This window comes from Gemmatimonadaceae bacterium (assembly GCA_036496605.1).
Lineage (GTDB): Bacteria > Gemmatimonadota > Gemmatimonadetes > Gemmatimonadales > Gemmatimonadaceae > AG2.
Map to the genome: position 1 here is coordinate 233,694 of DASXKV010000033.1, position 23,452 is coordinate 257,145.

General features: G+C 63.6%; 19 protein-coding genes. 15 read left to right on the top strand and 4 right to left on the bottom strand.

The genetic code is table 11. From position 1 onward, the window contains the following. The first annotated feature begins 129 nt into the window (after positions 1 to 129). The 7 genes from VGH98_13080 (at position 130) to VGH98_13110 (ending at position 9,666) form a co-directional block, all read left to right on the top strand. On the top strand, positions 130 to 882 hold the full coding sequence (locus VGH98_13080) for an ABC transporter ATP-binding protein (protein HEY2376905.1): 753 nt from the start codon (positions 130 to 132) through the stop codon (positions 880 to 882). 80 nt (positions 883 to 962) lie between these two features. Further along, entirely contained in the window at positions 963 to 2,336 is a 1,374-nt protein-coding gene (locus VGH98_13085; protein HEY2376906.1) for a sigma-54 dependent transcriptional regulator, read from the top strand. Positions 2,337 to 2,541: 205 nt separating this feature from the next. Then, on the top strand, positions 2,542 to 3,852 hold the full coding sequence (locus VGH98_13090; protein ID HEY2376907.1) for an ATP-binding protein: 1,311 nt from the start codon (positions 2,542 to 2,544) through the stop codon (positions 3,850 to 3,852). 392 nt (positions 3,853 to 4,244) lie between these two features. Further along, entirely contained in the window at positions 4,245 to 5,168 is a 924-nt protein-coding gene (locus tag VGH98_13095; GenBank protein HEY2376908.1) for an outer membrane beta-barrel protein, read from the top strand. Between the two features lie 352 nt (positions 5,169 to 5,520). Then, on the top strand, positions 5,521 to 6,522 hold the full coding sequence (locus VGH98_13100) for an outer membrane beta-barrel protein (GenBank protein HEY2376909.1): 1,002 nt from the start codon (positions 5,521 to 5,523) through the stop codon (positions 6,520 to 6,522). Positions 6,523 to 6,594: 72 nt separating this feature from the next. Then, positions 6,595 to 7,461: a L,D-transpeptidase gene (locus tag VGH98_13105; protein ID HEY2376910.1), complete on the top strand. Its 867-nt coding sequence runs from the start codon at positions 6,595 to 6,597 to the stop codon at positions 7,459 to 7,461. A gap of 129 nt (positions 7,462 to 7,590) precedes the next feature. Beyond that, entirely contained in the window at positions 7,591 to 9,666 is a 2,076-nt protein-coding gene (locus tag VGH98_13110) for a S9 family peptidase (protein ID HEY2376911.1), read from the top strand. Positions 9,667 to 9,748: 82 nt separating this feature from the next. On the opposite strand, the gene VGH98_13115 is transcribed toward VGH98_13110, so the two are convergent. Beyond that, complete coding sequence (locus tag VGH98_13115) at positions 9,749 to 10,276, bottom strand: CHRD domain-containing protein (GenBank protein ID HEY2376912.1); 528 nt, start codon at positions 10,274 to 10,276, stop codon at positions 9,749 to 9,751. A 143-nt stretch (positions 10,277 to 10,419) separates the two neighbouring features. Between VGH98_13115 and VGH98_13120 the strand changes: the two genes are divergently transcribed. After that, positions 10,420 to 12,159, top strand: coding sequence for a carboxypeptidase regulatory-like domain-containing protein (locus tag VGH98_13120; GenBank protein ID HEY2376913.1), 1,740 nt, complete (start codon positions 10,420 to 10,422; stop codon positions 12,157 to 12,159). Positions 12,160 to 12,177: 18 nt separating this feature from the next. Then, a complete protein-coding gene (locus VGH98_13125; GenBank protein HEY2376914.1) occupies positions 12,178 to 12,456 on the top strand; it encodes a hypothetical protein in 279 nt (92 codons plus the stop codon). Between the two features lie 7 nt (positions 12,457 to 12,463). On the opposite strand, the gene VGH98_13130 is transcribed toward VGH98_13125, so the two are convergent. The 3 genes from VGH98_13130 to VGH98_13140 are packed head-to-tail and all read right to left on the bottom strand — an operon-like array spanning position 12,464 to position 16,192. Then, a complete protein-coding gene (locus VGH98_13130) occupies positions 12,464 to 13,405 on the bottom strand; it encodes a DUF4440 domain-containing protein (GenBank protein ID HEY2376915.1) in 942 nt (313 codons plus the stop codon). A 16-nt stretch (positions 13,406 to 13,421) separates the two neighbouring features. Then, positions 13,422 to 14,978 carry an amidase family protein gene (locus tag VGH98_13135; GenBank protein HEY2376916.1) on the bottom strand — a complete coding sequence of 519 codons (1,557 nt, stop codon included), beginning with the start codon at positions 14,976 to 14,978 and terminating at the stop codon, positions 13,422 to 13,424. 11 nt (positions 14,979 to 14,989) lie between these two features. Further along, entirely contained in the window at positions 14,990 to 16,192 is a 1,203-nt protein-coding gene (locus VGH98_13140; protein ID HEY2376917.1) for a serine hydrolase domain-containing protein, read from the bottom strand. Positions 16,193 to 16,908: 716 nt separating this feature from the next. On the opposite strand from VGH98_13140, the gene VGH98_13145 reads away from it, so the two are divergent. The 6 genes from VGH98_13145 (at position 16,909) to VGH98_13170 (ending at position 23,398) form a co-directional block, all read left to right on the top strand. Continuing rightward, on the top strand, positions 16,909 to 17,490 hold the full coding sequence (locus VGH98_13145) for a sigma-70 family RNA polymerase sigma factor (protein HEY2376918.1): 582 nt from the start codon (positions 16,909 to 16,911) through the stop codon (positions 17,488 to 17,490). Beyond that, positions 17,487 to 18,386 (top strand): anti-sigma factor, encoded by a 900-nt coding sequence (locus VGH98_13150; protein ID HEY2376919.1) that lies wholly within the window; start codon positions 17,487 to 17,489, stop codon positions 18,384 to 18,386. Before VGH98_13145 ends, VGH98_13150 begins: the two co-directional genes overlap by 4 nt. Positions 18,387 to 18,454: 68 nt before the next feature. Continuing rightward, on the top strand, positions 18,455 to 19,840 hold the full coding sequence (locus tag VGH98_13155) for a hypothetical protein (GenBank protein HEY2376920.1): 1,386 nt from the start codon (positions 18,455 to 18,457) through the stop codon (positions 19,838 to 19,840). A gap of 3 nt (positions 19,841 to 19,843) precedes the next feature. After that, positions 19,844 to 20,542 (top strand): hypothetical protein, encoded by a 699-nt coding sequence (locus VGH98_13160; protein ID HEY2376921.1) that lies wholly within the window; start codon positions 19,844 to 19,846, stop codon positions 20,540 to 20,542. Beyond that, entirely contained in the window at positions 20,529 to 22,736 is a 2,208-nt protein-coding gene (locus VGH98_13165) for a protein kinase (protein ID HEY2376922.1), read from the top strand. Before VGH98_13160 ends, VGH98_13165 begins: the two co-directional genes overlap by 14 nt. Before the next feature lie 89 nt (positions 22,737 to 22,825). Next, positions 22,826 to 23,398 carry a sigma-70 family RNA polymerase sigma factor gene (locus VGH98_13170; GenBank protein HEY2376923.1) on the top strand — a complete coding sequence of 191 codons (573 nt, stop codon included), beginning with the start codon at positions 22,826 to 22,828 and terminating at the stop codon, positions 23,396 to 23,398. The last annotated feature ends 54 nt before the right edge of the window (positions 23,399 to 23,452 follow it).

Sequence of the window (23,452 nt, forward strand, 5' to 3'; positions counted from 1 at the left end):
TTCTGGTGGTTGGCCGTTGGTAGTTGGTGAATAACGACGGCCGGCGCAATGCGCCGGCCAACCATCAACAACCAACAACGAACAACCAACCGCCAAATAAGGATTGCCTTCCGTTTACAGGAGCCCGCTATGGGTTTGTTCTCCTCGTCGACGCAATCGCGCCTCGCGGCCGCCGAGCCGGCGCCGATCACCGGACCGCTCATCGCCATGCGCGGCCTCGAGAAGGTCTTCGAGACGCCCGCCGGCCGCATGTTTGTCCTGCGCCGTATCACGCTCGACGTGCAGCCCGGTGAATTCATCTCGGTGATGGGTCCCTCGGGCGCCGGCAAGTCGACGCTCCTGTCCATCCTTGGTATGCTCGACAGCGCGTGGACCGGCGAGTTCTACTTCGTCGGCCACCCCGTGCACGCGATGCCGCACAAGCAGCGCGTCGCGCTGAATAAGGAGCACATCGGCTTCGTCTTCCAGCAATATCATCTCATCGACGACCTCACCGTCGCCGAGAATCTCGACATCCCGCTCTCGTACAGGAACGTCAAGAAATCAGAGCGCGAGGCGATTGTCGCCGACACACTCGACCGGTTCGGAATGGTCGGGAAAAAAGATCTGTATCCGCGTCAGCTGTCCGGCGGCCAGCAGCAGCTCGTTGGCGTCGCGCGCGCCGTCATCGCCAAGCCGAAGCTCATTCTGGCCGACGAGCCGACGGGGAATCTGCATTCGAGTCAAGGACGGGAGATCATGGAGCTTTTCAAGCTCCTCAACTCCCATGGCACCACGATCATCCAGGTGACGCACTCGGAAGAGAATGCGCGCGTCGGGAATCGCATCGTCGAGCTGAAAGACGGCTGGATCACTGGAACTGAAGGCGCCGTCGCGCGCTGATCCGTCTTTCAACTCGTAACGAGAGGGCGGACGGCGAGCACTGGCACGCAGACCCCTCGATCGCTCCAGCTTTCCGCCCCATGTCTCCGACAGAAATTCGATCCCGCCCTCACGTCCTCGTCGCCGACGATCAGACCGACGTCCTCGAGGCGTTGCGACTTCTGCTGAAAACCCACGGCTACGACATCGACACGGTGAGCTCTCCCGCGGCGGTGTTGTCTGCCCTCGAGAAGCGCGACTACGACGCGTTGCTGCTCGACATGAACTACACCCGCGACACGACGTCGGGTAAAGAAGGCCTGGACGTGCTGCACCAGCTGGTCGGCCTCGAGCCGGATCTGCCGATCATCGTGATGACAGCGTGGGGCAGCGTCGAGGGCGCCGTGGAAGCGATGCGGCATGGCGCGCGCGATTATATCGAGAAGCCGTGGGACAATGCGCGTCTCATGACGCTACTCGGCACCCAAGTGGAGTTGGGAAGGGCATTGCGCCGCGCGCGCCGCCTGGAGAACGAGAACCGGTTGCTGCGCCGCGACAACCTTCCTCGCCTCATCGCCGACTCGCCGAAGATGAAGCCAATCCTCCAGCTCATGGAGCGCGTCGGTCCATCCGATGCGAATGTGCTCATCACTGGCGAGCACGGCACGGGCAAGGAGCTCGTGGCGCAGTGGCTGCATGCGGCCTCGGCGCGAGCTCAGAAGACATTCATTCCGGTCAACCTGGGCGGCCTCTCCGAAGGCTTGTTCGAGAGCGAGCTTTTCGGGCACGTGAAAGGATCCTTCACCGACGCAAAAACGGATCGCGTCGGGCGATTCGAGCTCGCAGATGGCGGTACGATCTTTCTCGACGAGATCGGGAACGTGCCGCTTGCAATGCAAGCAAAGCTTCTCCGCGTTCTGCAGACTGGGGACGTCGAACGCGTCGGCTCGTCCAAGGCGCGTCACGTCGACGTTCGCGTCCTCTCGGCGACGAACGCGCGACTCAACGAAGAAGTTGCCGCCGGACGTTTTCGCGAGGATTTGCTCTTCCGGATCAACACCATCGAGCTGCACCTGCCGGCTTTGCGCGAGCGCCGTGAAGACATTCCGCCGCTTGCGATGCATTTCCTTCGCCGGCACGCGGCGCGCTATCGAAAGCAGCTCTCTGGCTTCGATCCGGGCGCGATGCAGATGATCCTCGAGCACGCGTGGCCCGGCAACATCCGGGAGCTCGACCATGCGGTCGAGCGCGCAGTATTGCTCGCGCAAACCGACCAGGTGCGCACGCATGATCTGGCGCTTCGTGGCGCGAGCGCGGCCGCACCGCGCCTCGAGGATCTCACGCTCGAGGAAGTAGAGCGTTTGCTAATCCAGAAAGCGCTCAGTCGCTACGACGGCAACGTCAGTCGGGCGGCGCAGGCACTGGGCTTGTCGCGCAGCGCGCTCTATCGGCGAATCGCAGCGTACGAGCTCTAAGGCAGAGGGTTGAGGGTTGAGAGTTGCGTGCTGTGGGCAGAGGGCAGAGAGTTGAGGGTAGAGAGCGAAACCCTCTGCCCTCAACTCTCTACTCTCGACCCTCTGCCTACAGCCCTCTACCTACGACCCACAACCCACAACCCTCTACCCTCTACCCTTAATGGTCGGACGGCGTGAGAAACCGTTAGCACCTCACGAGCGGCGCGTGCTTCAGTTGGCACTTCTCGCCGGGCTGCCAGGCATCGTCGTGTCCATCATCCTGCTCTGGCGAGACAACTATAGCGCCAAAGTGCAGTGGACACTCGGGCTGGTCGTCCTCGGCTCATGGCTCATCACCGCGTTCGTGCTGCGCGAGCGCGTCGTGCGACCCCTGCAAACGCTCTCCAACATGCTCGCCGCGTTGCGGGAGGGCGATTACTCTATTCGTGCTCGGGGCGCGGAGCGCGACGACGCCCTCGGCCTTGCGTACCTGGAAGCGAATCTGCTCGGCGAAACGCTGCGCACGCAGCGCCTCGGCGCGATGGAGGCAACCGCACTTCTCCGCACCGTCATGGCGGACATCGACGTCGCGGTCTTCGCGTTCGACGACGACGAGCGTCTCCGACTCGTGAACAACGCCGGCGAGCGTCTGCTCGGGCACGTCGCCGAGCGTTTGATCGGCAGGATCGCAGACCAATTGGGGCTTGCCGACTGTCTCGTCGGCGAATCGCCGCGCACGATGGACGTCACCTTTCCCGGCGGTGCCGGACGCTGGGAGGTGCGACGCGGGTCGTTTCGCCAAAATGGACGTCCGCACACGCTGCTCGTCCTTGCGGACGTCACCAAGGCGTTACGCGAGGAAGAACTGCAGGCGTGGCGTCGTCTCGTGCGTGTCTTGAGTCACGAGATCAACAACTCCTTGGCGCCGATCAAGTCCATCGCCGGCAGTCTGCAGACGCTGCTCGATCGACCGACGCGAAACGGCGAAGTCGATGACGACATTCGCCGCGGGCTGTCCGTCATCGGTGGGCGCTCGGAGGCGTTGATCCGCTTCATGTCCGCATATGCGCGGCTGGCTCGTCTTCCTGCTCCGCAGCGTGTACCGCTCGACATCGGCACCTGGGTGACGCGAGTTGCGGCGCTCGAGACGAGGCTTTCTGTGCGAATCGAGGGTGGGCCGCCGACAGTGATTCGCGCCGACGGCGATCAGCTCGATCAGCTTCTTATCAACCTTTTGCGCAATGCGGTTGACGCGTCGCTCGAAACGGGAGGCGATGTCTGTATCCGATGGACACGCCAAAACGGCACAATTTCGATCATGATTGAGGACGAGGGCCCCGGGCTGCCGAGCAGCGCGAACCTCTTCGTTCCGTTCTTCACGACGAAGCCGCAAGGATCAGGCATTGGACTCGTTTTGTCGCGACAAATTGCCGAAGCACATGGAGGCGCACTCCTGCTCGAGAATCGAAAGAGCGCGCCCGGGTGCATCGCGACCTTCCGGTTGTCGCTCGATGAGCCCTCGAGGAGCGTCGGCTGAAGACCGGCCCGGCCAAGGTGCGGAGTTCCTCAATTGGACCTAAGTCCAACGGGCAGCGGCACGTAGGATGCCCGTTCCCAACGTGCCGCGACGATGGTCGTCGCTCGGAGCCTGACCGGTATCAGACGGTCTACTCGCTTCGACTTGGGGGCGATCGCAGTACGCAGTAGGTCGCAGGGAGCTCCACGCGATGCCGCTGGACGCCGGAAGGTTGGTTCGCCTTCTCCCAGGTTACAGGAGCGACGTGCGCCTGCTGATTTCCTGTGCTCCGCCCGCCAGGTCGCCTGCGGGGGCTTGACGCGAAGGCGGCACAGTGGGAGGGGGAGACAATGCGAATTGGGTTTTCGAGTAGCTGTGCGATCGGCCTCGCGATCGCCCTGACCTTGGGAGGCGTGTCGACTGTGAAAGCGCAGCAGACGGACTCGACTCGCCAAACCACCAAGAAGACGAAGACGAAGAAGAAGACCACGTCGTCGCAGCGCATTCCGATCACGAAGGAATCGCCGGGAGAAGTGTCACCGACCCCGACGGTGAATCAGGATTCGATCGCGGCGGCGGAGCGTGCGCGGCAGGATTCGATAGCCGCGGCGGCCGAGCGTGCACGACAAGAGGAGATCGCTCGCGCCGAGCAGATGCGACGTGATTCGATCGCAGCGGCAGAGCGTCGGAAGCAGGATTCCATCGCCGCAGTAGAGAGAGCGCGTCAGGACTCGATCGCGCGCGCGGATTCGATTGCCGCTGCGGAGCGAGCTCGGATTTCGTGGATGCGAAAGCACGGAGGCTGGTACTTCGGCATCGCTGCCGGCGCGAGCATTCCGACCGGTAGCATGACGAATAGCGGCTTCAATAGCGGAGGCTACAGCACGGGTTGGGACATCATGGTTCCAATCGGATATGACTTCGACAAGTCGATACTTGGTTTCCGGCTCGATGGAACGTTCGATCAGCTGAACGGCAAGGACTTCAACACGAACTTCAGCGCGCCAAATATGGACGTGTGGTCGGCCAATCTCGATCTGCGGTTACGAGTGCCGCTCGGCCGAACGTTCAGCCGGTTCTATATGTTAGGCGGCGCAACGTACAGTGGAATGAATGGTTGGTTTACCGACTTCTCGGACCCGAACAATCCGACGAACAAGCAGAGCACGCAGGGTGATTGGGGCTGGAACGCCGGTGCGGGTTTCAACTTCAACTGGGGATACATGATCGGCTTGTTCCTCGAGTCTCGCTACGTGTGGGTGAATCAGAACAGTGTTAGCGGATTCCCGTACACGCACGCGGCCTGGGTGCCGATTGTGCTAGGCGTCACGTTCTAAGCGAGCGCGACATCACATTTCTGAGACAGCCCCACCCCGTGCTCACACGGGGCGGGGCTGCCAGTGCTTCATATGCGCGGCGGCACGCAGGATGCCACAGTCCGGCGGTGCCGCGACGATGGTCGTCGCTCGGAGCGCGACCGGCAATCGGCGGTCTACTCGCTTCGACTTGGGGCGGCCGCAGTATGCAGTAGGTCGCAAGGAGCTTCACCGCGACGATGCGGTGTGCCAGGAGGTGAGCCCCACCTCCTCTGAGTCGGATGAGGGTACCACCGATCGGTTCCGATGCTCTGCCCGCAAGGTCGCCCGCGGGGGCTTGAACTCGGAGGGCGGCATAGTGGGAGGAGAAAAAATGCGAATTGGGTTTTCGAGTAGCTGTGCGATCGGCCTCGCGATCGCCCTGACCTTGGGAGGCGTGTCGACTGTGAAGGCGCAGCAGACGGACTCGACTCGCCGAACCACCCGAACGTCGCGCCGACATACCACCTCAGCGCAACGCATTCCGATCAGTAAAGAGCGGAATACATCGCCGGGTGAAGTGGCGCAGCCCGCACCACCGCCGGTGAATCAGGATTCGATCGCGGCCGCTGAGCGAGCGCGACAGGATTCGATCGCCGCAGCCGAGCGAGCACGGCAGGATTCGGTTGCTCGCGTTGAGCAGATGCGTCGTGATTCAATCGCCGCTGTGGAGAAGCAGCGTCAGGATTCGATCGCGGCCGTCGAGAAAGCGCGTCAGGATTCGATCGCTCGCGCAGATTCGATCGCGCGTGCGGAAGCAGAACGAATCCGGTTGCGTCGTGGGGCAGGCGGCTTCTACCTCGGCGTCGCTGCCGGTGCGAGCGTTCCGAACGGCGACATAACGAGCGCGAGCACGAACACCGGTGGGTATTCGACCGGCTGGAACGTCACGGTTCCGATCGGTTATGACTTTACCGGAACACCGTTTGGTCTTCGCGTCGATGGATCAATGGATCGACTCGGCGGTAAGAATTACAACAGTGCGTTCAACGCGCCGGACCTAACGGCGTATTCCATCAACATGGATGGCCGGCTGCGTATTCCGCTCGGACGCACGTTTAGTCGCTTCTATGTGCTTGGCGGCGCGACGACGTCGAAGCTGACCGGCTACAACCAGGATTTCACAAATCCGAACGCGCCAACGAACCAGAAGACGTTCAGCAACGCGAGCTGGAAGTGGGGTTGGAACGCAGGCGCTGGCTTCAACTTCAACTTTGGCCACATGACCGGGCTGTTCCTCGAGTCGCGTTACTTGAGCGTCAGCCCAGACGCACAGAACGGTTTCCCGTATAGCTCAGCTCACTGGATTCCGGTCGTGCTGGGCATTCAGTTCTAAGGCTAAGGGGCAGGGTGTATGCATCGTGTCGCCCCGCGACGAAGCGGGGCGACACGATTATCTTTCACGGTCATGGCGACCACGAAACCGCAGCATGAATCAATGAAACGGCTGGCGTTGCTCGTCCTTGCTTTTCTGCCGTCCTGTGCGTCGGCCCAGCACTCTGGTCCGCTTCGCGGCGACGACGAAGCGCCGCGACGAACCGTAACCTTGGCCGCGCAGGATACGTCGCCGTCACGAGATTCGGAGCCGAGCGCGGCACCGGCGTCGGAGCGGCGATTCCGGAACCGCGCGGATAGTCTTTCGTGGGTCTCGGCGAGGAACATTGCCGATAAATCGTCGGGCTTCCGCCTTGTGGTCTCGCTGGAAGACAAGCGACTCTGGGCGATCGTCGGCGAGGACACCGTGCTCGACGCTCCGGTTGCGACGGCCAAGGGGACGACGCTGAAATATGGCAAGCGCGAGTGGACCTTCCGCACTCCTCGCGGCGTGCGCAGCGTCCTGAGCAAGGAAGCGGATCCGATCTGGATTCCACCTGACTGGCTCTACGCCGAAGTTGCGACCGAGTACAATCTCAAACTTCGAAAGATCGAGCGAGGCCAGCCGATCAAACTATCGGATGGTCGCTCGCTGGTCGTTCGCGACACACTCGTCGGCCTGATCGGCAAGGACGCGCACTTCTACGAGCTGCCAGTCGACGAGCACATCGTGTTCGACAGTACGCTTTTCGTTCCACCGACGGGAACCAAGAACCGTCGCGTCGAGGGCGAGCTCGGGAAGTACCGCCTCAATCTCGGCGAAGGGTATTTGCTGCACGGCACGCCTGACAAGGAATCGATCGGCTTCGCCGCAACGCATGGCTGCGTTCGCCTTCGCGACGAGGACATCGAGTGGCTGTACACGTACGTGCCGGTCGGGACGAAGGTGTACATCTTCTGAGGGACTAGGGTCTAGGAGCAGGGACTAGGGCGGCCGGTCAGCGGCCGCCTTTGTTTTGCCGCACATTCCCGCCTTGCGTCCGATGCGCCGGCGTTGTCAACTCAAGTGCCTCGCAACAGGAGTCAGACAATGCGCATCAGAGCCTTCTCGCCTCTGGTGTTCTCGGCACTGATCGTTCCTGCTTTCGTAAGTGCTCAAGCAGCAACGAAAGCCGCACAACAACAGGGAGGCGAGCGCGCGGCGCGCTCCCCCGCTCTTCTCCAGCTCGACCAGTATCTCGACTGGGAGGACGTACAAGATCCACAGCTCTCACCGGACGGAAAGCAGGTCGTCTACGGGCGCCGGTGGGTGGACAAGATCAACGACCAGTGGAAAACGTCCCTCTGGATGATGAATGCAGACGGGACGAGAAATCGCTTCCTCGTCGATGGATCCGATGCCAAGTGGTCGCCCGATGGAACGCGCATCGCGTACATCGCGCACGGCGAGCCTAACGGCTCACAGGTGTTCGTGCGATGGATGGACACCGAGGGTGCGGTCACGCAGCTGACTCATTTGACGGAGAATCCGTCGGGGCTCGAGTGGTCGCCGGATGGAAAGTGGCTCGCGTTCACCATGCTCGTTCCCGCGCGTGAAGACTGGCGCATCGCGATGCCGACTCCGCCCAAGGGTGCAAAGTGGGTCGAGGCGCCGCGCATTGTGCAGAAGCTCAACTATCGTCGCGATCGCCAAGGCTACGTCGAAGATGGCAGCACGCACATCTTCGTCCTGTCCGCGGATGGCGGCGGCACACCGCGTCAGGTCACGTCGGGCAACTTCAACGATGGACCCTTCCGCTGGATGCCTGACGGCAAGCGAATCGTGTTCAGCGGGCTGCGGACGCGAGACGCGGAGTACGCATGGCGGGAGAGCGAAGTCTACTCCGTCGATGTCGCCAATGGCGACGTGGCGCCGCTGACCCATCGCAAGGGGCCCGATAACCAGCCGACGCCGTCGCCCGATGGAAAGCTGATCGCGTACACGGGATTCGATTCGACGAGCGACACCTGGGTCGACTCGAAGCTCTACGTGATGAACGCCGACGGCAGCAATTCACGTGTGATTTCCGGGACGTTCGATCGCTCACCGCAGGGACTCATCTGGGCCAGGGACGGCAGCGGCCTGTATTTCAACGCGGAGAACGAGGGATCGCGCAACCTGTACTTCGCATCGCTCAAGGGCGATGTCCGGCCGGTCACGAAAGGCGAACAGGTGCTGACGGTCAGCGACATCGACGCGCGCGGATTCGTGGTTGGTGTCGCGTCGACGGCGTCGAAGCCTAACGACGTCATCGCCTTCGACGTCAAACAGCCGGCGTCGACGAGGCAGCTCACGGGCGTGAACGAGGACGTGCTCTTCGGCAAGAAGATCGGCGCGCAGGACGAGATCTGGGTCTCGACGCGCGATGGACTCAAGGTGCAGGGATGGGTGGTCAAGCCGCCAGACTTCGATCCGTCGAAGAAGTATCCGTTGATTCTCGAGATTCACGGCGGCCCGCACTCGATGTACAACGTCGCCTTCAATTTTGCGCGACAGCAGCAAGCGGCCGACGGCTACGTCGTGCTCTACACCAATCCGCGCGGCTCGACTGGTTACGGCAGCGCATTCGGCAACGCGATCAAGAACGCGTATCCGGGGAAGGACTTCGACGACTTGATGGCCGCCGTGGACACGGTCATCGGCCGTGGCTATGTCGATGCGAGCAACATGTTCGTCTATGGCTGCTCAGGTGGCGGCGTTCTGACCGCCTGGACGGTGGGCCACACGAATCGTTTCGCGGCAGCGGCGTCGATGTGTCCGGTAATCGACTGGGTCAGCTTTGTCGGCATCACCGACGGCGCCTCATGGTATTACAACTTCGCGAAACTTCCATGGGAGGATCCGTCGGAGCATCTTCGGAGAAGCCCGCTCATGTACGTCGGCAACGTGACGACGCCGACACTGCTCATGACCGGCGTGAACGATCTGCGCACGCCGATTTCGCAGACCGAGGAGTTCTACCGGGCGCTCAAACTGCGCAAGGTGCCGACGGCGATGATTCGCTTCAACGAAGAGTGGCACGGCACGAGCTCACGCCCGTCGAACTATCTCCGGACGCAACTGTACCTCGAGAGCTGGTTCGAGCGCTACTCGCGCAAGAATGGGGCGCGTGTGGCAGATCAGTAGGGAGGGCTTGGTGGTTGGTAGTTGGTGGTTGGTAGTTGCTGAAACGTACCAACCACCGACCACCAACCACCAACCACCAAAATTACTGCTTGACGATCTGTCCGCGAATTTCGCCGGCGCCGTACTGCGACGTGTGGACATTCACGTATGCTTGCCCAGCGTTGATCGCTTTGAGCAGGGAGTCGCCCGAGATTGTCAGCGAGGGCGGGGTGGCTGCCTGCGTGGCGAGGTTGATGCTTCCCGACGCGGTACCGGATGTCCCGCCAAGAGTGATCGTGCTTCCGGCGAAGGTTGCGAAGTTGAGGACGACGCTGGCAGTCGTCGTCGTCGGCGCCTGGGCATGAATGTGGCTCAGGGTCGAGTTCGTCGTTAGGCCGGAGAACGTCATGGTCCAGGTGAGCACGTTCGTCGTCGGATTCAGCACGCCGGTCCATGTTCCCGTCCCTGTCGAGACGACGCCGGCCGAGCTGCCATTCGCGAGGACTTCATTCGACGCGGCGAGGTTGGCGACGTAAGTGATGTTCGCGGGGCCCGTCGACTTGTCACTACCACACGCAACCGTCATTCCGACACAAAGTGCCGTCGCTAGTGTCCACGCGCGCTTCTGCATTGGGGCTCTCCCGTCTCTAGTGGGCATGGAGGAACAGTTAATGTCGAGCGGCAACAGCCCGTGTCGCTGCTCAGGTACCGCACGTATCCGGACTTCCGTCGAGCGGTTCCTGCGCTCATCATTGCTGGTCGAGGATCGAGACGATGAGAACGTCCTTCGCGCACGGCATCCGGACCGCTCTTGCGTTGGCGAGTGTGCTACTGCACGCGGTGCGAGTCGCAGAAGGCCAGACCGTCGGTGGTCGAGTCGTAGCCAAGACCGACGGCGCTCCCGTGCCGGGCGCCATCGTCGCGCTGCTGGATTCCGCCGGTCACGGCGTGATCACGAGACTGGCCGAGGACGCCGGCACGTTTTCGTTCGTCGTGCCAGCGCCGGGACGCTACGCGGTGCGTGTCGAACGCGTGGGGTTCCGCTCGACGACGTCGCCATGGTTCCTCGTCAGGCAAGGTGAGACCATCACCATCCCGATGGCGATCGCCAGTGAGAGCTTGACGTTGCGAGCAATCGTCGTGAATGCGGATCGGCGTTGCCTCGTGCGGCCTCGAGAAGGCGCGGCCACCGCCGAGCTCTGGAACGAGGCACGAAAAGCGCTCAGCGCAACGCAACTCACGCAGATCGCGCAAGCCGCGGCCAAAGCGCGTCGGGACCCGCATCGGTTCGTCGTGCGTTGGCGCAGCACCACGCGCGATCTCGATCCGACTTCGCTCGCCGTGCTGCATAACGAGCAATTCGAGAACGAAGGCGAGACGGTCAAGCCGTTCGCGAGCGCCGATCCGGAACAGCTCGCACGCGACGGGTACATGACGGGCGATATCGACACCGGGAGCACCTACTTCGCGCCGGACGCGGACATTCTGCTCTCCGACCAGTTTCTGGACTCGCACTGCTTTCGTCTTCAGTGGCCAGACAGCGGGCGACGAGACGACCTCATCGGCCTCGCGTTCGAGCCAGCGAACCTAACGACTCAACGCCGGCCCGGGCGGGTGGACGTCCGCGGCGTCCTCTGGCTCGATCGAGCGAGCGCCGAGCTCCGGTACATGCAGTATCAATATGTGAATCTTGCGGTCGAGGAGATGAGTCGTTACGCAGGCGGCCTTCTCGAATTTCGTCCTCTGCCCGACGGACGGTGGATCGTGTGGCGGTGGTACATTCGCATGCCCGCTCTCGTGCGTCGGCGCGGCATGCTGAACTCTCAGCTCACCGACTGGCACACGGAGGTCGCGAAGATCCGCGAGGACGGCGCGGAGGTGCTCTCGGTGATGCCCGCTGGCACTCGCCGCCCGGCGCGGGCGACGCTCCGCGGCACGGTTATCGATAGTCTCAGTGGTGCGGCGATGGCCGGTGTACGCGTCTTCCTCTCCGGAACGAGCTTCGCCGCCGTGACGCAGATGGACGGCAGCTACGTGATCGATTCGGTTCCGGCCGGCCGCTACACGGCAAGCATTGTCGCGTCACGGCTGGACACGCTGCTCCTCGAGCCGCCGGTGCGGGCGCTGACGGTAAGCGCCGGCGAGAACAAGCGAGTCGACCTCGCGCTGCCAAGCCTGCGGACACTGTCCTCCCGCGTCTGCAGGCAACCGATGCCGGATAGCCTTTCGATGATCCTGGGAGTCGTTCGCGATAGCACGACGGCGGCGTCGGACGTGCAGGTGCGAGCGGAATGGACGGAGTACTCCAAGGCTTCAACGGACCGGCTGCGCGCCCAACAGACCTGGAACGAGACGACCACCACCAAGGGCGGACGTTACTCGTTATGCGGATTGCCGGCGGGCAGGACGATCACCGTGCGCGCGGTCCGCGGCCGTGCTTCCGTGGCAAGCCCGCAGCGCCCGGTCGCGCCGGGCGAAGTTCGGCGCGTGGATCTGATGTTGCGCAACCCCTGACCACCAGCCGGCCTAACGATGCCCATCCCGAAGCGGTATTACGAGGAGTTGCAGTCGAAGCGGCAGGCGGAGCATCGCATCGCCAAACGCGACACGAGGCGCGACCTGCTGCGCAGTGGGATCATGTGCGTGGTCTGGTGCTTCTCGGGCCTCCTCGCCTTCGGGTTCGCTCTGCATACGACCGACCCGCTGATGGGTCAGGTCTTCAAGTGGACCGCGTACGTCGTCACGTACGGCGGAATTACCGTGACGCTCGCACGCGCGTACCTGCGCGGCGAACGACGCGGCGACTGGTAGCGGGCGGTCACCGATTCGGCGTGGGACTCTGATTCCCCCCATCAACGACGAATCGCCACTCGCCGCCCGGTTGCTTCTTCCAGATCGTTAGGTATTTCCCGAACCGCTGTACGACCGAGCCGTTCGCGCCGCGTCCCGTGAATACGTACTCGCCGACCGTCCAACCGAGGTCGCCCGACTCGACCGCGTCCGCGTAGACGGGACGCCAGTTGAGCGTTCCGCCCGCCCGCTGTTGTTCGTCGTACAGCGCCCGCACGGCGTCCGTGCCGATGACGATCTCGGAGCCCGAGAAGACGACGCCTTGCGGCGCAACGAACGACGCGAACGCGATGCCTGTCCCTTGCAAGTCGGCGGCGAGAGCGAACGCACTGTCGGCCTCGCGCACCTGACTAACCGCGTCGGCGCGTCGGCCGCGCGGCAGCGCGAGCAGCGGCGGAAACTCGGCTGGAGGAACCTGCACCGACGGGCCTGGTGTCGGTCCGCCGACGTCGGCGTAGGCGACAATGCGCCAAACCTGATCCGGTCCGCGGTGCCACACGGCGAGGTAACGATCCAAACGAACCGATGGTGCCCCTTCCGCGTTAGGCACCGCCGTCGTCGCAACGCCGAAGGTGTAGCCACCCTGCCCGTCGCGCGAACTGCCACCACCCAGTGGCCGCCACTGATACGTCGTCCGCTCCGGGGCTGCCTCGCTCAAGATCTGGATGGCCGCGGCACGTCCATAGAGGATCGGCGCTCCGCCGCGCAGGTAAACGACGTTGCTGTCGAGCCACGCTGACGCCGCAGTCGCGAGTCCGTCGTGCGTCGCCGCTTCACCGCGGGCCGCGTCGGCAGCAAGCAGCGAGTCTCGCGTTGCCGACCGCAATGGCGCCTGCGGCTCCTCCGCATGATGGAGCAGACAGGCGGTGAGCAACGGCAGCAGCAGGACGATGATTCGTCTCGTACGCATGAGCAGGACGAAAGTACTATCGAAGTGGTGGCGTGCTTGCTGGAGGCCGGCGGTGATGCGTCGCCTGCTCGTACGCATACGCGAGACGAATGAGTACCGGCTCGCTCCAGGCTCGCCCGAACAGCGTCATCCCTGCGGGAAGCGTACCGCGCGTGTAACCCATCGGGACGGTGATCGCTGGCCAACCGGTACTCGGCGAAAAAACCTGGCTGTTGTCGCCGGGTGGCGTGTTGAGATCCCCGATGAGCCGCGGCGGATTACTCCAGGTCGGATAGACCAGTGCGTCGAGCTTGAGCGCATCCATCGCGCGCATCACGAGAGTCCGCAGTCCCTCGCGAAATTCGTCACGATCTCTGCAACCGGGGTTCTTCTCGGGTGCGATGTCCACCGCCTGTGCGAGCTCGAGGCGCTTCTGAATCGAAGGATGGAACCGGTTCGATTTAATGATCTCGGCCAGCGACTTTAGCGGAGTGCGGTTCCCAGTGCTGGCGATCCAATGCTCGAGATCAAACTTGAATGGATTGCACTGGCCGCGATGCGCGGCGAAGAGTGAGTCGAGAGCGGGGAGTGGTACGGAGTCGACGACCGTCGCACCGGCGAGCCGCAAATCGGCGATCGCGCGCGCAAAGACATCGCGGACTTCGACGTCGAGCGTTGGCCGCTCGTACGCCTGGCGCAGCACACCGATCCGCGCGCCGCGAAGGCCATCGCGCACGAGCGATGCCGAATAGTTAGGCACGGGTCTCCCGCGGGAGGCCGCGGTGATCGAATCCGCGGGGTCATAGCCGGCGACGACCTGAAAAACCGCGACCGCATCGGACACCGTCCGTGCCATTGGACCTGCAATGTCCGCGGAGAGGTTCAGCGGCACGACGCCGGCGCGACTCGTTAGGCCCATCGTCGACCGGATGCCGACGAGCGCTTGATGGGCGGATGGCCCGCGAATCGAGTTCCCAGTGTCCGTGCCCAATCCGACTTCCCCGAGATTGGCGGCGACGGCGGCCGCGGTCCCGCCGCTCGAGCCAGCCGTCACGCGATCGAGCGCATACGGATTCTTCGTGTAGCCAGGAAGAATCGAGTTCACGGTCTCGTACGGGCTGAAGGCGAACTCCGCCATGTTCGATTTGGCGAGCACGATCGCGCCCGCCTCGCGCAGGCGCCGCACTTCGAAGGCGTCTTTATTCGATACGAACCCTTGCAGCGAGAGTGAGCCCGCGGTCGTCGGCAAGTCGACGGTCTCGAAGTTGTCTTTGACGATGACCGGAATGCAGTGCAACGGACCCGTTAGACCTTCGCGACGAAAGCGGGCATCGAGCGAATCGGCGACCTGAAGCGCCGCGGGATTGACGACCACGATCGCGTTGATCGCCGGGCCATTCTTATCATACGCATCGATTCGCCGAAGGTATTGTTCTACCAACGACTTACAGGTGAGGGTGCCGGCACGGAAGGCGGCGTGGACGTCGGCGATCGTCGTTTCTTCGACGCGAAACGGGCTCGCCGGCGCCGTCGCTTGTGCGATGAGCGGACGCGAAATCGCCAGCAGCAAGATCAACCGGACGATCGTAGGCATTGCGAGGTTGGTTAACGCAGAAGTGCGAGCGCCGCTTCGTACATCCGCGTGTACGCCGCGCGAGCCGGCGCGGCGTCATTCGTGGTATTGAACGCGGCGATCACGACGGCGTTGTTGGACGGATTGAAGAAGAGGAAGGAGCGAAAGCCCGCCTGACTACCCGTGTGCCCGATGATGGTCGACGAACCGCGATGGATGACGAAGAACGAGAGCGCCATCGAATCAGGCGCGGTCGGCGTCTCGCTCATCGGATGCAGCGGGTGCCACATGCCTGTCAACGTCGTATGCGGTATCACGACGTCGTATCGCTGCCGCGTCGAGTCGTCGTGCGCCGTGCCCGTGAGAAACGCCGCATAGATCGCGAGATCGGAGAGCGGCGCATTCCAACCACCATTCGGAATCGTGATGCCTGGGTCGAAATCGCGACCATTCGCCAGCTCGACGACCGTCCCGCTCGAATCTCGGCTGATGGTGTAGTTGTTCGATCGATCGGAGGCGAGGTAATACGGCGTCGCGCCGAAATAGCTGTGTGTGAGACCGAGCGGCGCAAAGATGTTCTTCTGTACGTAGCCCTCCCACGGATCGCCGCTCAACTGCTCGATGACGCGCGCGAGGTAGATGAACCCGGGATTCGAGTACGAGTAGCGAGTGCCAGGCCGGAAGTGGAGCTCCTGATACGGCATCATCGCGACAAGTTGATTCCAGGTCGTCGGCTCGAATGGCTCCCACGGCTTGCCGGTCGTGTATGGCCAGGTCGGATTCTGGAAACCCGCGGAGTGCGAGAGCAACATGCGCAGCGTGATACTGTCGATCATGCCGTATGGATCATGCACCTGGCGGAGCTCCGGGACATAACGAGTGATGGTCGCGTCGAGCGAGAGGCCTCGGCGCTCGTGCAACTGCATGATCGAAATGGCCGTCAGCGTCTTCGTGATCGAGCCCCAGTGAAAGATCGTGCGACCATCGACACGCTGGCGCGCGGCGCGATCTGCCCAGCCGTAATCGTGGCGGTCCAGCACGCGACCGTCACGCATGACCAGAACGCTCGCGCCGACGACACGATCGCTGTCGGCATAGGCATCGAACAGACGAAGGAAACCGCTCCAGTCGTCCGGAGCCGTGGAGGCTGGTGCACGCGACGTGGCGGCGGGCTGCGCGGCGACAATCGCCGGCAGTGCCGCGATGCTCAGGAGATGGAAGATTCTGGATTGCATGCGGGGATTGTCGGACTTCGGGGCCGTCCCGGCAAGAGGGTGGTGGCTGGTGGTTGGTGGTTGGTGGTTGGTGGTTGGTGGTTGGTGGTTGGTGGTTGGTACGTTTCACCAACTACCAACTACCAACTACCGACTACCAACTACCAGCAACCAACTACCAGCAACCAGCATCCACACAATTCTTCGTTAGGCATGTACGCCGTTAGGCAGTCGTCGCTCCACGCCCGTGCCAAACGTGATCCAGCTCACAACATCGGCAATTCGCCTCCGAGGGCCCCGTTGGAACCAGGTTTGCTCTCGTGTCCGGCATGGCTTACCGGGAGTTTGTTGATTCGAATGGGGTCTCATGGCGCGTCTGGAGCACGGTACCCTCGGCGGGATCGAGGCTCCATGGCGGATTCGATCAGGGGTGGCTGACCTTCGAGCGCACGAGCTCCGAGCCTGCCGGCTCCGGCAATCTCAAGCGACTTTGCCCCATTCCATCCGACTGGGACCACGCTTCGGACGAGCGCCTCGACCGCATGTGCCGGTCCGCCGAGGAGGTCACAAGGCCCGCGAGCAGTCGGGAACGGACAACCCGAGAGGAATCGCCCGATCGACCGTGACGGGAATACTTTCCCCCGTGAAGTGCTCTACCTACAATAGGTCCGCTTCCACTGGCTCGGTTCCAAATTCTCGCTTCGATCTCTGACCGGCACGAGCGCTTCGAAGCGCTCGTGCTTCCACATCTCGACCGCCTTCTCGCGTTCGCGGCACGACGAACGACCGTCCGCGCCGATGCCGAGGACGCGGTACAGGACGCGTGCGGCCGCGCTTGGCTGGGCCTCGATGATCTGCGCGATGCTACGAAGGTGCGGGCCTGGCTCTACCGGATTCTGCGCAGCGTTCTGAGTGAGAACGAGGAGCGGAACGCGCGGCGTCGCCAGCTCGTGTCGATCACGCGACTCGAGGAGGCACACGACGAGCTGGTCTCCACCGAGAGCGACGTGGTTTTCGAGGAGGTCGCAGCGCGATTGACGGGCGAGGAAGTCCGCGCCGCACTCGCTCAGCTCCCCGATGACTTTGCGACGGTCGTCGAGCTCCACGACATCGACGGTTTCAAGTACCACGAAATAGCCGAAATCGTCGGTGTTCCAATTGGAACGGTCATGAGCCGGATATCACGGGGACGCCGGCTGCTCGCGGGTGCAGTGCTGGCAGGCCGAACCACGGCGAGGGATTCCGGATTGTCATTGTCACAGGAGCGTCGTGGTAGTCGACGAGGCGGATCGGGAACGAATGGTGGAGGCATACGATGACTGACTGGACTCCGCTCGCGCCGGGTTCATCGGAGGACCCAGCTGAGCGCGCGGCACGCGAAAATCAACACCAGGTCTTGATCGACCTGCTCGGCGCGTACGCGGATGGCGAGCTGCCTCCCGAGACGACTTCGCAGATCGACGCGCATCTCGTCGGCTGTGTGCGTTGTCGCCGGGAGCTCGCCGTACATCGGGCAATGCGGCGGCGTTTGGGATTCGAGCCGCCCGTCGCCGCGCCCCCGGCGTTGCGCGAGCGCATTGTCGCCGCGATCGCGGCGACGCCGGTGCCGGCGCCGATCGAGCAGCCAGCTTCTCGACCACTCTCGCTTCTCCGGCCGATGGTGTTTTGGCCGATCATGGCCGTCGCTGTCGCCGCGGCCGTCGGCGCCGGCTATGTCGTTAGGCATGCGGCCGCACCGGTCTCGCTCGCGCCGATCACGACGTCGGTGAGCGCGATCCCGCTGCTGCAGGATGCGTTGACGGACTATCGGCGCGTCGTCGCCGGCGACCTGCCGGGGCGCGCTCGCGATCTCGATGCGGTGCGGAGCGCCGTTCCCTTCCCCATCCAGCCGTTGCATGCGCCAACCGTTAGGCTGCTCGCCGCGTGGACGACGGAGCTTGGACAGGATCCCGCGGTGGTGCTTGCATACCGATGGGACGATCGAATCGTGCTTCAATATGTGGTCTCCGAGCAACGTTTCTTCCAGCATCCGGCGCTGCGACAAGCAGTCGCTGGCGGTGGCTTGCTGTCGGCTCACGACGGCGCGCAGGGAATTGTTGCGTGGCCGACCTCGTCGGCGGGCACGTTGTTGATCGCAGACGTGCCACCGGAGCAGCTGCGTCCTCTCGGAACAGCGGCGCTACTGGCCGGAAAGGTGGCGCGCGGTGCACCTTAGAGACGGGATAGCGCGTCGCGCGATCCCGCTCTCTGAGCGCCTCCGCCCCCGCGCCGCGTCCCCATCTCGTGAGATCACGCACACCGCTACTCGTCGCGCTTTTCCTTGCTGTCGTCGCTCTTCCAGCCGCTGCGCAGACGCCTCCGACGGATTCCGCACGCCGCGCGCGCGACACGCTCTCATTGGATTCGCTGCTCGCGCGGCTCGAGCGCGCCGAAGCCGCCATCGCCATCTTGCGTCAACAGATTGCGGACGAATCTGAGAGCGCCGTACAAACTCGCTCACGATTCCACCTGGAATTGTCCGCTCAGATTCTGATGAATTCGTTCCTTACCGTGGGACGCGTCAACAACACCGACGATCCTCAGACGGTACTGGTGCCGCCGAGTGCGGGGCTGACGCCGCCGAGGAATTCCGCGCTCGGCGTCACGCTCCGTCAAACGCGACTCGGCGCGGCGACGTCGATCGACAACGTTGCCGGAGCAACTTTTGCTGGCGACATCGACATCGACTTTTTCGGCGGAGTCCAGAACGGATCGGGCGATCGGCGACTCTTTCCAGAACTGCGCATGCGCACGGCACGCGCGCATCTGTTCTGGCCGCGCACGGAGCTGATGTTCGGCTCGGACACGCCTCTCATCTCCGACCTCAACCCGCTGAGTCTCGCCGCGGTGGGAATTCCCGATTTCTCGGGTGCGGGCAACCTTTGGAACTGGCTCGGCCAGATGCGGATCACGCAGGACATCGGCTCGCTAGGCGGCGGACCGAATCCTCTTCGATTGGCGATCCAGGGCGCGGTGATGACGCCGTACGCGGCGCAACTCGCGCCAGGCGAGCCGGACATCGTCGACGCGGGTGAGCGCTCGAGCCGGCCGGCGTTCGAGGGGCGGCTTCGCATGCGGTGGGGTGCAAACGGCAGCTCGTTCGCGCCGACGATCTCGGGCGCCATGATCGGCTCGTACGGCGGAGAGGTCGGCCTCGGTATGCATCACTCGTGGATCGCGACGAGCCCCGGCGTCTTGAAGGAGAGCCATGCCATCTCGCTCGATGGCCACATGGTGCTGCTGCCACACGTGGAGATCCGCGGGGAAGCGTACGCGGGGCGGTTGCTCCGCGGGCTCGGCGGTGGTGGCATCGCTCAGAACTTCGGAAATCCGCCGATCGGCGCGCTGCCGAATTCACTCGGGCCGCCGATTCGCGACGTTGCGGGTTGGGCACAGCTCAACGTTCAGCCGCGCGAGCCGGTGATCACCGGGGTTGGCTGCGGCATCGACGCCGCGGATCCGCATGACAATCCAACCCGGCTTCAAAACACCGTGTGCGCTGGTCACGTCGAGTGGCGTCCCGTGCAACCGCTCGTATTCGGGTTCGAGTATCGGCAACTGTGGACGCGCTTCTCGGACGACATCTACGTGGCGCGACACTTCAATCTCATCTTTGGTTTCGAGCTTTAGCAGATGCATATCGGAGGGAAGGGTATTTTGTTCGGCGCGGCGCTGCTGTTTCTGCCGCGGTTGGGCGCTCACGCGCAGTCAACGGTGTCGGGCGTCGTAACTCTCGAGGAACGGAGCGGAGCGGAGCGCGCCGACGTTCGGAGCGCCGTGATCTATCTCGAACCCCGCGAGCGCGCGATTCCAGTGAACGACGTGCCCGCCATGCGGTCGCGAGTCGTTGCCATGCACGGGCGCGAGTTCATACCACACGTGTCGATCGTGCTCGCCGGCGGCAGCGTCGCGTTTCCCAATGAAGATCCGTTCTCCCACAACGTCTTCTCGAACGTCGACCTCGGGCCTTTCGATCTTGGCCTGTATCGTCGCGGCGCCACACGCAGCGCGACGTTCGCGCGCCCAGGCGTGTACCCGATCTATTGCAACATCCACTCGATGATGGTGAGCTTTGTCGTCGCCGTCCCGTCGCCGTGGGCAACGCAGCCGGATGAATCCGGACACTTCGTCTTGCGCGGCGTACCCGCGGGCCACTATGTCCTCCATGCATGGCACGAGCACGGGGCGCGCGAGATAACGCGAGAGATCGTCGTTCCCGCCTCGGGGATGGACGACCTGTCGCTCATGATCGACGCGCGCACTTATGTCGACGCGCCACACCTGAACAAATTTGGCCGACCGTACGCGCTCATCCGGGATGATCGGTACTGACTCGACGGATCGAATTTCCGCGCGTGATCTGTCCCCGACGCGCGGCATAGCGGGCCGCGTGTTCCTGAACACCGCGGCAATTATCTGTGCCGTTCTGATCGCCACGCTCATCGTCGCGTCGTACTCGGCGCGGCGCGCCACGCGCGAGGCGGAGCGTCGAAGTCTCGAACAGGCGGCAGACCTCACCGCACAACTGCTCTCGGGTCGCGGTCGCAGTCTGGCCGGCGGCGCACGGGTCTTCGTGCAGAGCCCACAATTTCGCTCGCTGGTCGCCGAGCGACAGCACGACGACATTCTCGATCAAGCATTCGAGGCCGCGGGACAACTTGGCGCGGATTGGGTGTTCATCACCGACGAGCAAGGCAATTTGCTCGCGAAGAGCGACGAGCCCGGCGTGCGCGGGGTATCGATGAGCGGAATTCCGCTCGTCGAGGGGGCGCTCGAGGGTAGAACGACGTTCGGATTCGGGATCTCTCGCGACACACTGCTCTTTCAAATCGTCGCCGTCCCGATCGTCGTGCCGCAAGCCGCGCCGGTGGGCGTGCTCGTCGCGACGAAGCTCGTCGATCGACAGATGGCGCTGGACGTCCGTGCGGCGACGGGTGCCGACATCGTGTTCTACGCGCTCGACACGCACGGCAAGCCACATGTCGCCGCAACGTCGCTCGACAGCAGTCGCTACGCGGTCGCGGCACTTCCCGAAGCGTTGCCTAACGAAAGAGGGACCGCCGCGGCGAGTGATGATTCGACGAGTCCGGGTCCGCGCGCGGCGCGCACGGCGATCATCGGTCGTGCACCGTACGCGTTGCAGGGCGCGGCGCTCACCACGGCGGGTGGCGAGGTTATCGGCGGCTTCATCGTCGGGCACCCGGAGAGTGCAACGTCGGCCCAACTCGCCGGAATTCGCCGTTCGCTCGTGATCGCCGGGCTGCTCGGCCTGGTGCTGGCGCTGGCCGCGGCGTGGAGCTCGGCTCGTCGTGTCACGCATCCGACGCGCGCGCTCGCCACTGCCGCCGCGTACGCGCTCGAGGGTGAGTACGACGAAGCAGCACGTCTCGCGGCCGAAACGAGTGCCGGTGCTTCATCGGCGGAAATTGCGGCGCTCGGCGCTGCACTCACCGCCTTTCTCCAGGAATTGAGAGAAAAGCGAGCGCTCGGCGCCCTGCTGGAGCGGACGGCGCCGGGCGAGGCAGTACCTAACGATGCGACGACCGACCTGATCGACGAGCGCGTCGGCCGTGTCCGCACGAGCGCCGGACGCACGCGAACGCCGCTCGCGACGCAGCTGAGCGCGAGATTGGGGACACTGACGCTGCCCTCCGGAGCTCTCGCGCCGGGGTTCGTCGTCGCGGAGCGCTATGAGATTCAGGATGTCGTTGGCGTGGGCGGGACAGGAATCGTCTATCGCGCAAAGGACCGCACGCTCGACGAAGTCCTCGCGCTCAAGATGTTGCGTCCGGAGCTCCTGGTCGACGATCCGCGCGCGCGCGAAGAGCTGAAGCGGGAGCTCCGCCTAACGCGGCGCGTGTCGCACCGGAACATCGTTCGCACGCATGACTTCGGCGTCAGCCGCGGCGTTCCATATCTGACGATGGAATTCGTCCAAGGAACGTCGCTCGCGGCGGTACTTGCACGCCGCGGGACTCTCCCGACGCCAATCGTTCTGGCTCTCGCGAAGCAGCTCATGCGTGCGCTTGACGCGGCGCACGAGCAGGGCGTGATGCACGGCGACGTCAAACCGGCCAACCTGCTGCTCGCAAATGATGGTTTGCTCAAGGTAACGGACTTCGGCGTCGCGTCGCTGATCCGTCGGCCGGCCTCCGCAGCGGTGGCCAAAGCGTCCGCTGACGACGTGGGACCACCGCGGCTCGCCGGGGCCGTCGTTGGGACGCCGGAATACATGGCGCCGGAACTCCTGCTTGGTGGCCAACCCGACGTGCGAACGGATGTCTACTCCGCCGGGATGGTACTGCACGAATGCCTTACTGGTGCGACGCCATTTCAAGGCGACACACCGCGAGGCTTTCTCGCACAGAAGCTCGACACTCCGCGCGAGACGCTCATTCCGATACGGGGCCCTGGCAAAGAGCCCCGGACTCTCGCTGCGGTGGTTGCGAGGATGACGGCCCCGGAAGCCGACGATCGACCGGCGTCGGCCGCCGCGGTGTCGGCGCTGCTAGCGCGCCTCGGCTGAGAATCGAAGAAAGCCACCGAGTGATGGAATAGTTCCGGCGCTCGTCCCGTCAGCGTTGGTCAGGGGAAGCTTCTCATACCGAGGCCACCGTGACCGACCTGAAGAATCCGGAAAAGATTGAACGCGATCGGGAGTTCGAGCGCGAAGCGTTGCCGTGGGTCGATGATGTGTACCGGTTCGCCCTTTCGTTGACACGCGACGCTGTCGACGCCGAGGACGTCGTCCAGGACACTTTCCTGCGCGCCTACAAGTCATGGCACACCTACGTGCCGGCCAGTGACTGTCGGCGCTGGCTTTTCACCATTTGCCGGAACGTGTTCCTGCGCTCCCTGGAGCGCCGGTCGCCGACGATCGATTTTGGGGAAAGTGAGGGCGAGGCGCTGGCGAATGGCGCGATGTTTCGGGAAGCAACGCGCGTCAACAACGACGATCTTTTCGCGCGGCTCGATCTCGGGCCGGCCATCGAGCGCGCGCTTGCGAAGCTCCCTGAGCCATTCCAATCGACGGTCATGCTCGTCGATGTCGAGGATCAGCCCTATGAGACGGCAGCGACGATCCTCGGTATTCCCGTTGGCACCGTCCGCTCACGGCTGTTCCGTGGTCGGAGGCTAATGCAGGAAATGCTCATGACGCACGCGCGCGACGCGGGGTACGCTACGTAACGCGATGCGTTGATGTCATCCTGAGCGAAGAGTGCCACATCGTAAAGGCCGGAT

Excerpts from the sequence above, each read along its gene's own strand:
- VGH98_13080 (HEY2376905.1), top strand. The coding sequence starts at position 130 with ATGGGTTTGTTCTCCTCGTCGACGCAATCGCGCCTCGCGGCCGCCGAG.
- VGH98_13085 (HEY2376906.1), top strand. The coding sequence starts at position 963 with ATGTCTCCGACAGAAATTCGATCCCGCCCTCACGTCCTCGTCGCCGAC.
- VGH98_13100 (HEY2376909.1), top strand. The coding sequence starts at position 5,521 with ATGCGAATTGGGTTTTCGAGTAGCTGTGCGATCGGCCTCGCGATCGCC.
- VGH98_13105 (HEY2376910.1), top strand. The coding sequence starts at position 6,595 with ATGGCGACCACGAAACCGCAGCATGAATCAATGAAACGGCTGGCGTTG.
- VGH98_13110 (HEY2376911.1), top strand. The coding sequence starts at position 7,591 with ATGCGCATCAGAGCCTTCTCGCCTCTGGTGTTCTCGGCACTGATCGTT.
- VGH98_13115 (HEY2376912.1), bottom strand. The coding sequence starts at position 10,276 with ATGCAGAAGCGCGCGTGGACACTAGCGACGGCACTTTGTGTCGGAATG.
- VGH98_13120 (HEY2376913.1), top strand. The coding sequence starts at position 10,420 with ATGAGAACGTCCTTCGCGCACGGCATCCGGACCGCTCTTGCGTTGGCG.
- VGH98_13125 (HEY2376914.1), top strand. The coding sequence starts at position 12,178 with ATGCCCATCCCGAAGCGGTATTACGAGGAGTTGCAGTCGAAGCGGCAG.
- VGH98_13130 (HEY2376915.1), bottom strand. The coding sequence starts at position 13,405 with ATGCGTACGAGACGAATCATCGTCCTGCTGCTGCCGTTGCTCACCGCC.
- VGH98_13135 (HEY2376916.1), bottom strand. The coding sequence starts at position 14,978 with ATGCCTACGATCGTCCGGTTGATCTTGCTGCTGGCGATTTCGCGTCCG.
- VGH98_13140 (HEY2376917.1), bottom strand. The coding sequence starts at position 16,192 with ATGCAATCCAGAATCTTCCATCTCCTGAGCATCGCGGCACTGCCGGCG.
- VGH98_13150 (HEY2376919.1), top strand. The coding sequence starts at position 17,487 with ATGACTGACTGGACTCCGCTCGCGCCGGGTTCATCGGAGGACCCAGCT.
- VGH98_13160 (HEY2376921.1), top strand. The coding sequence starts at position 19,844 with ATGCATATCGGAGGGAAGGGTATTTTGTTCGGCGCGGCGCTGCTGTTT.
- VGH98_13165 (HEY2376922.1), top strand. The coding sequence starts at position 20,529 with ATGATCGGTACTGACTCGACGGATCGAATTTCCGCGCGTGATCTGTCC.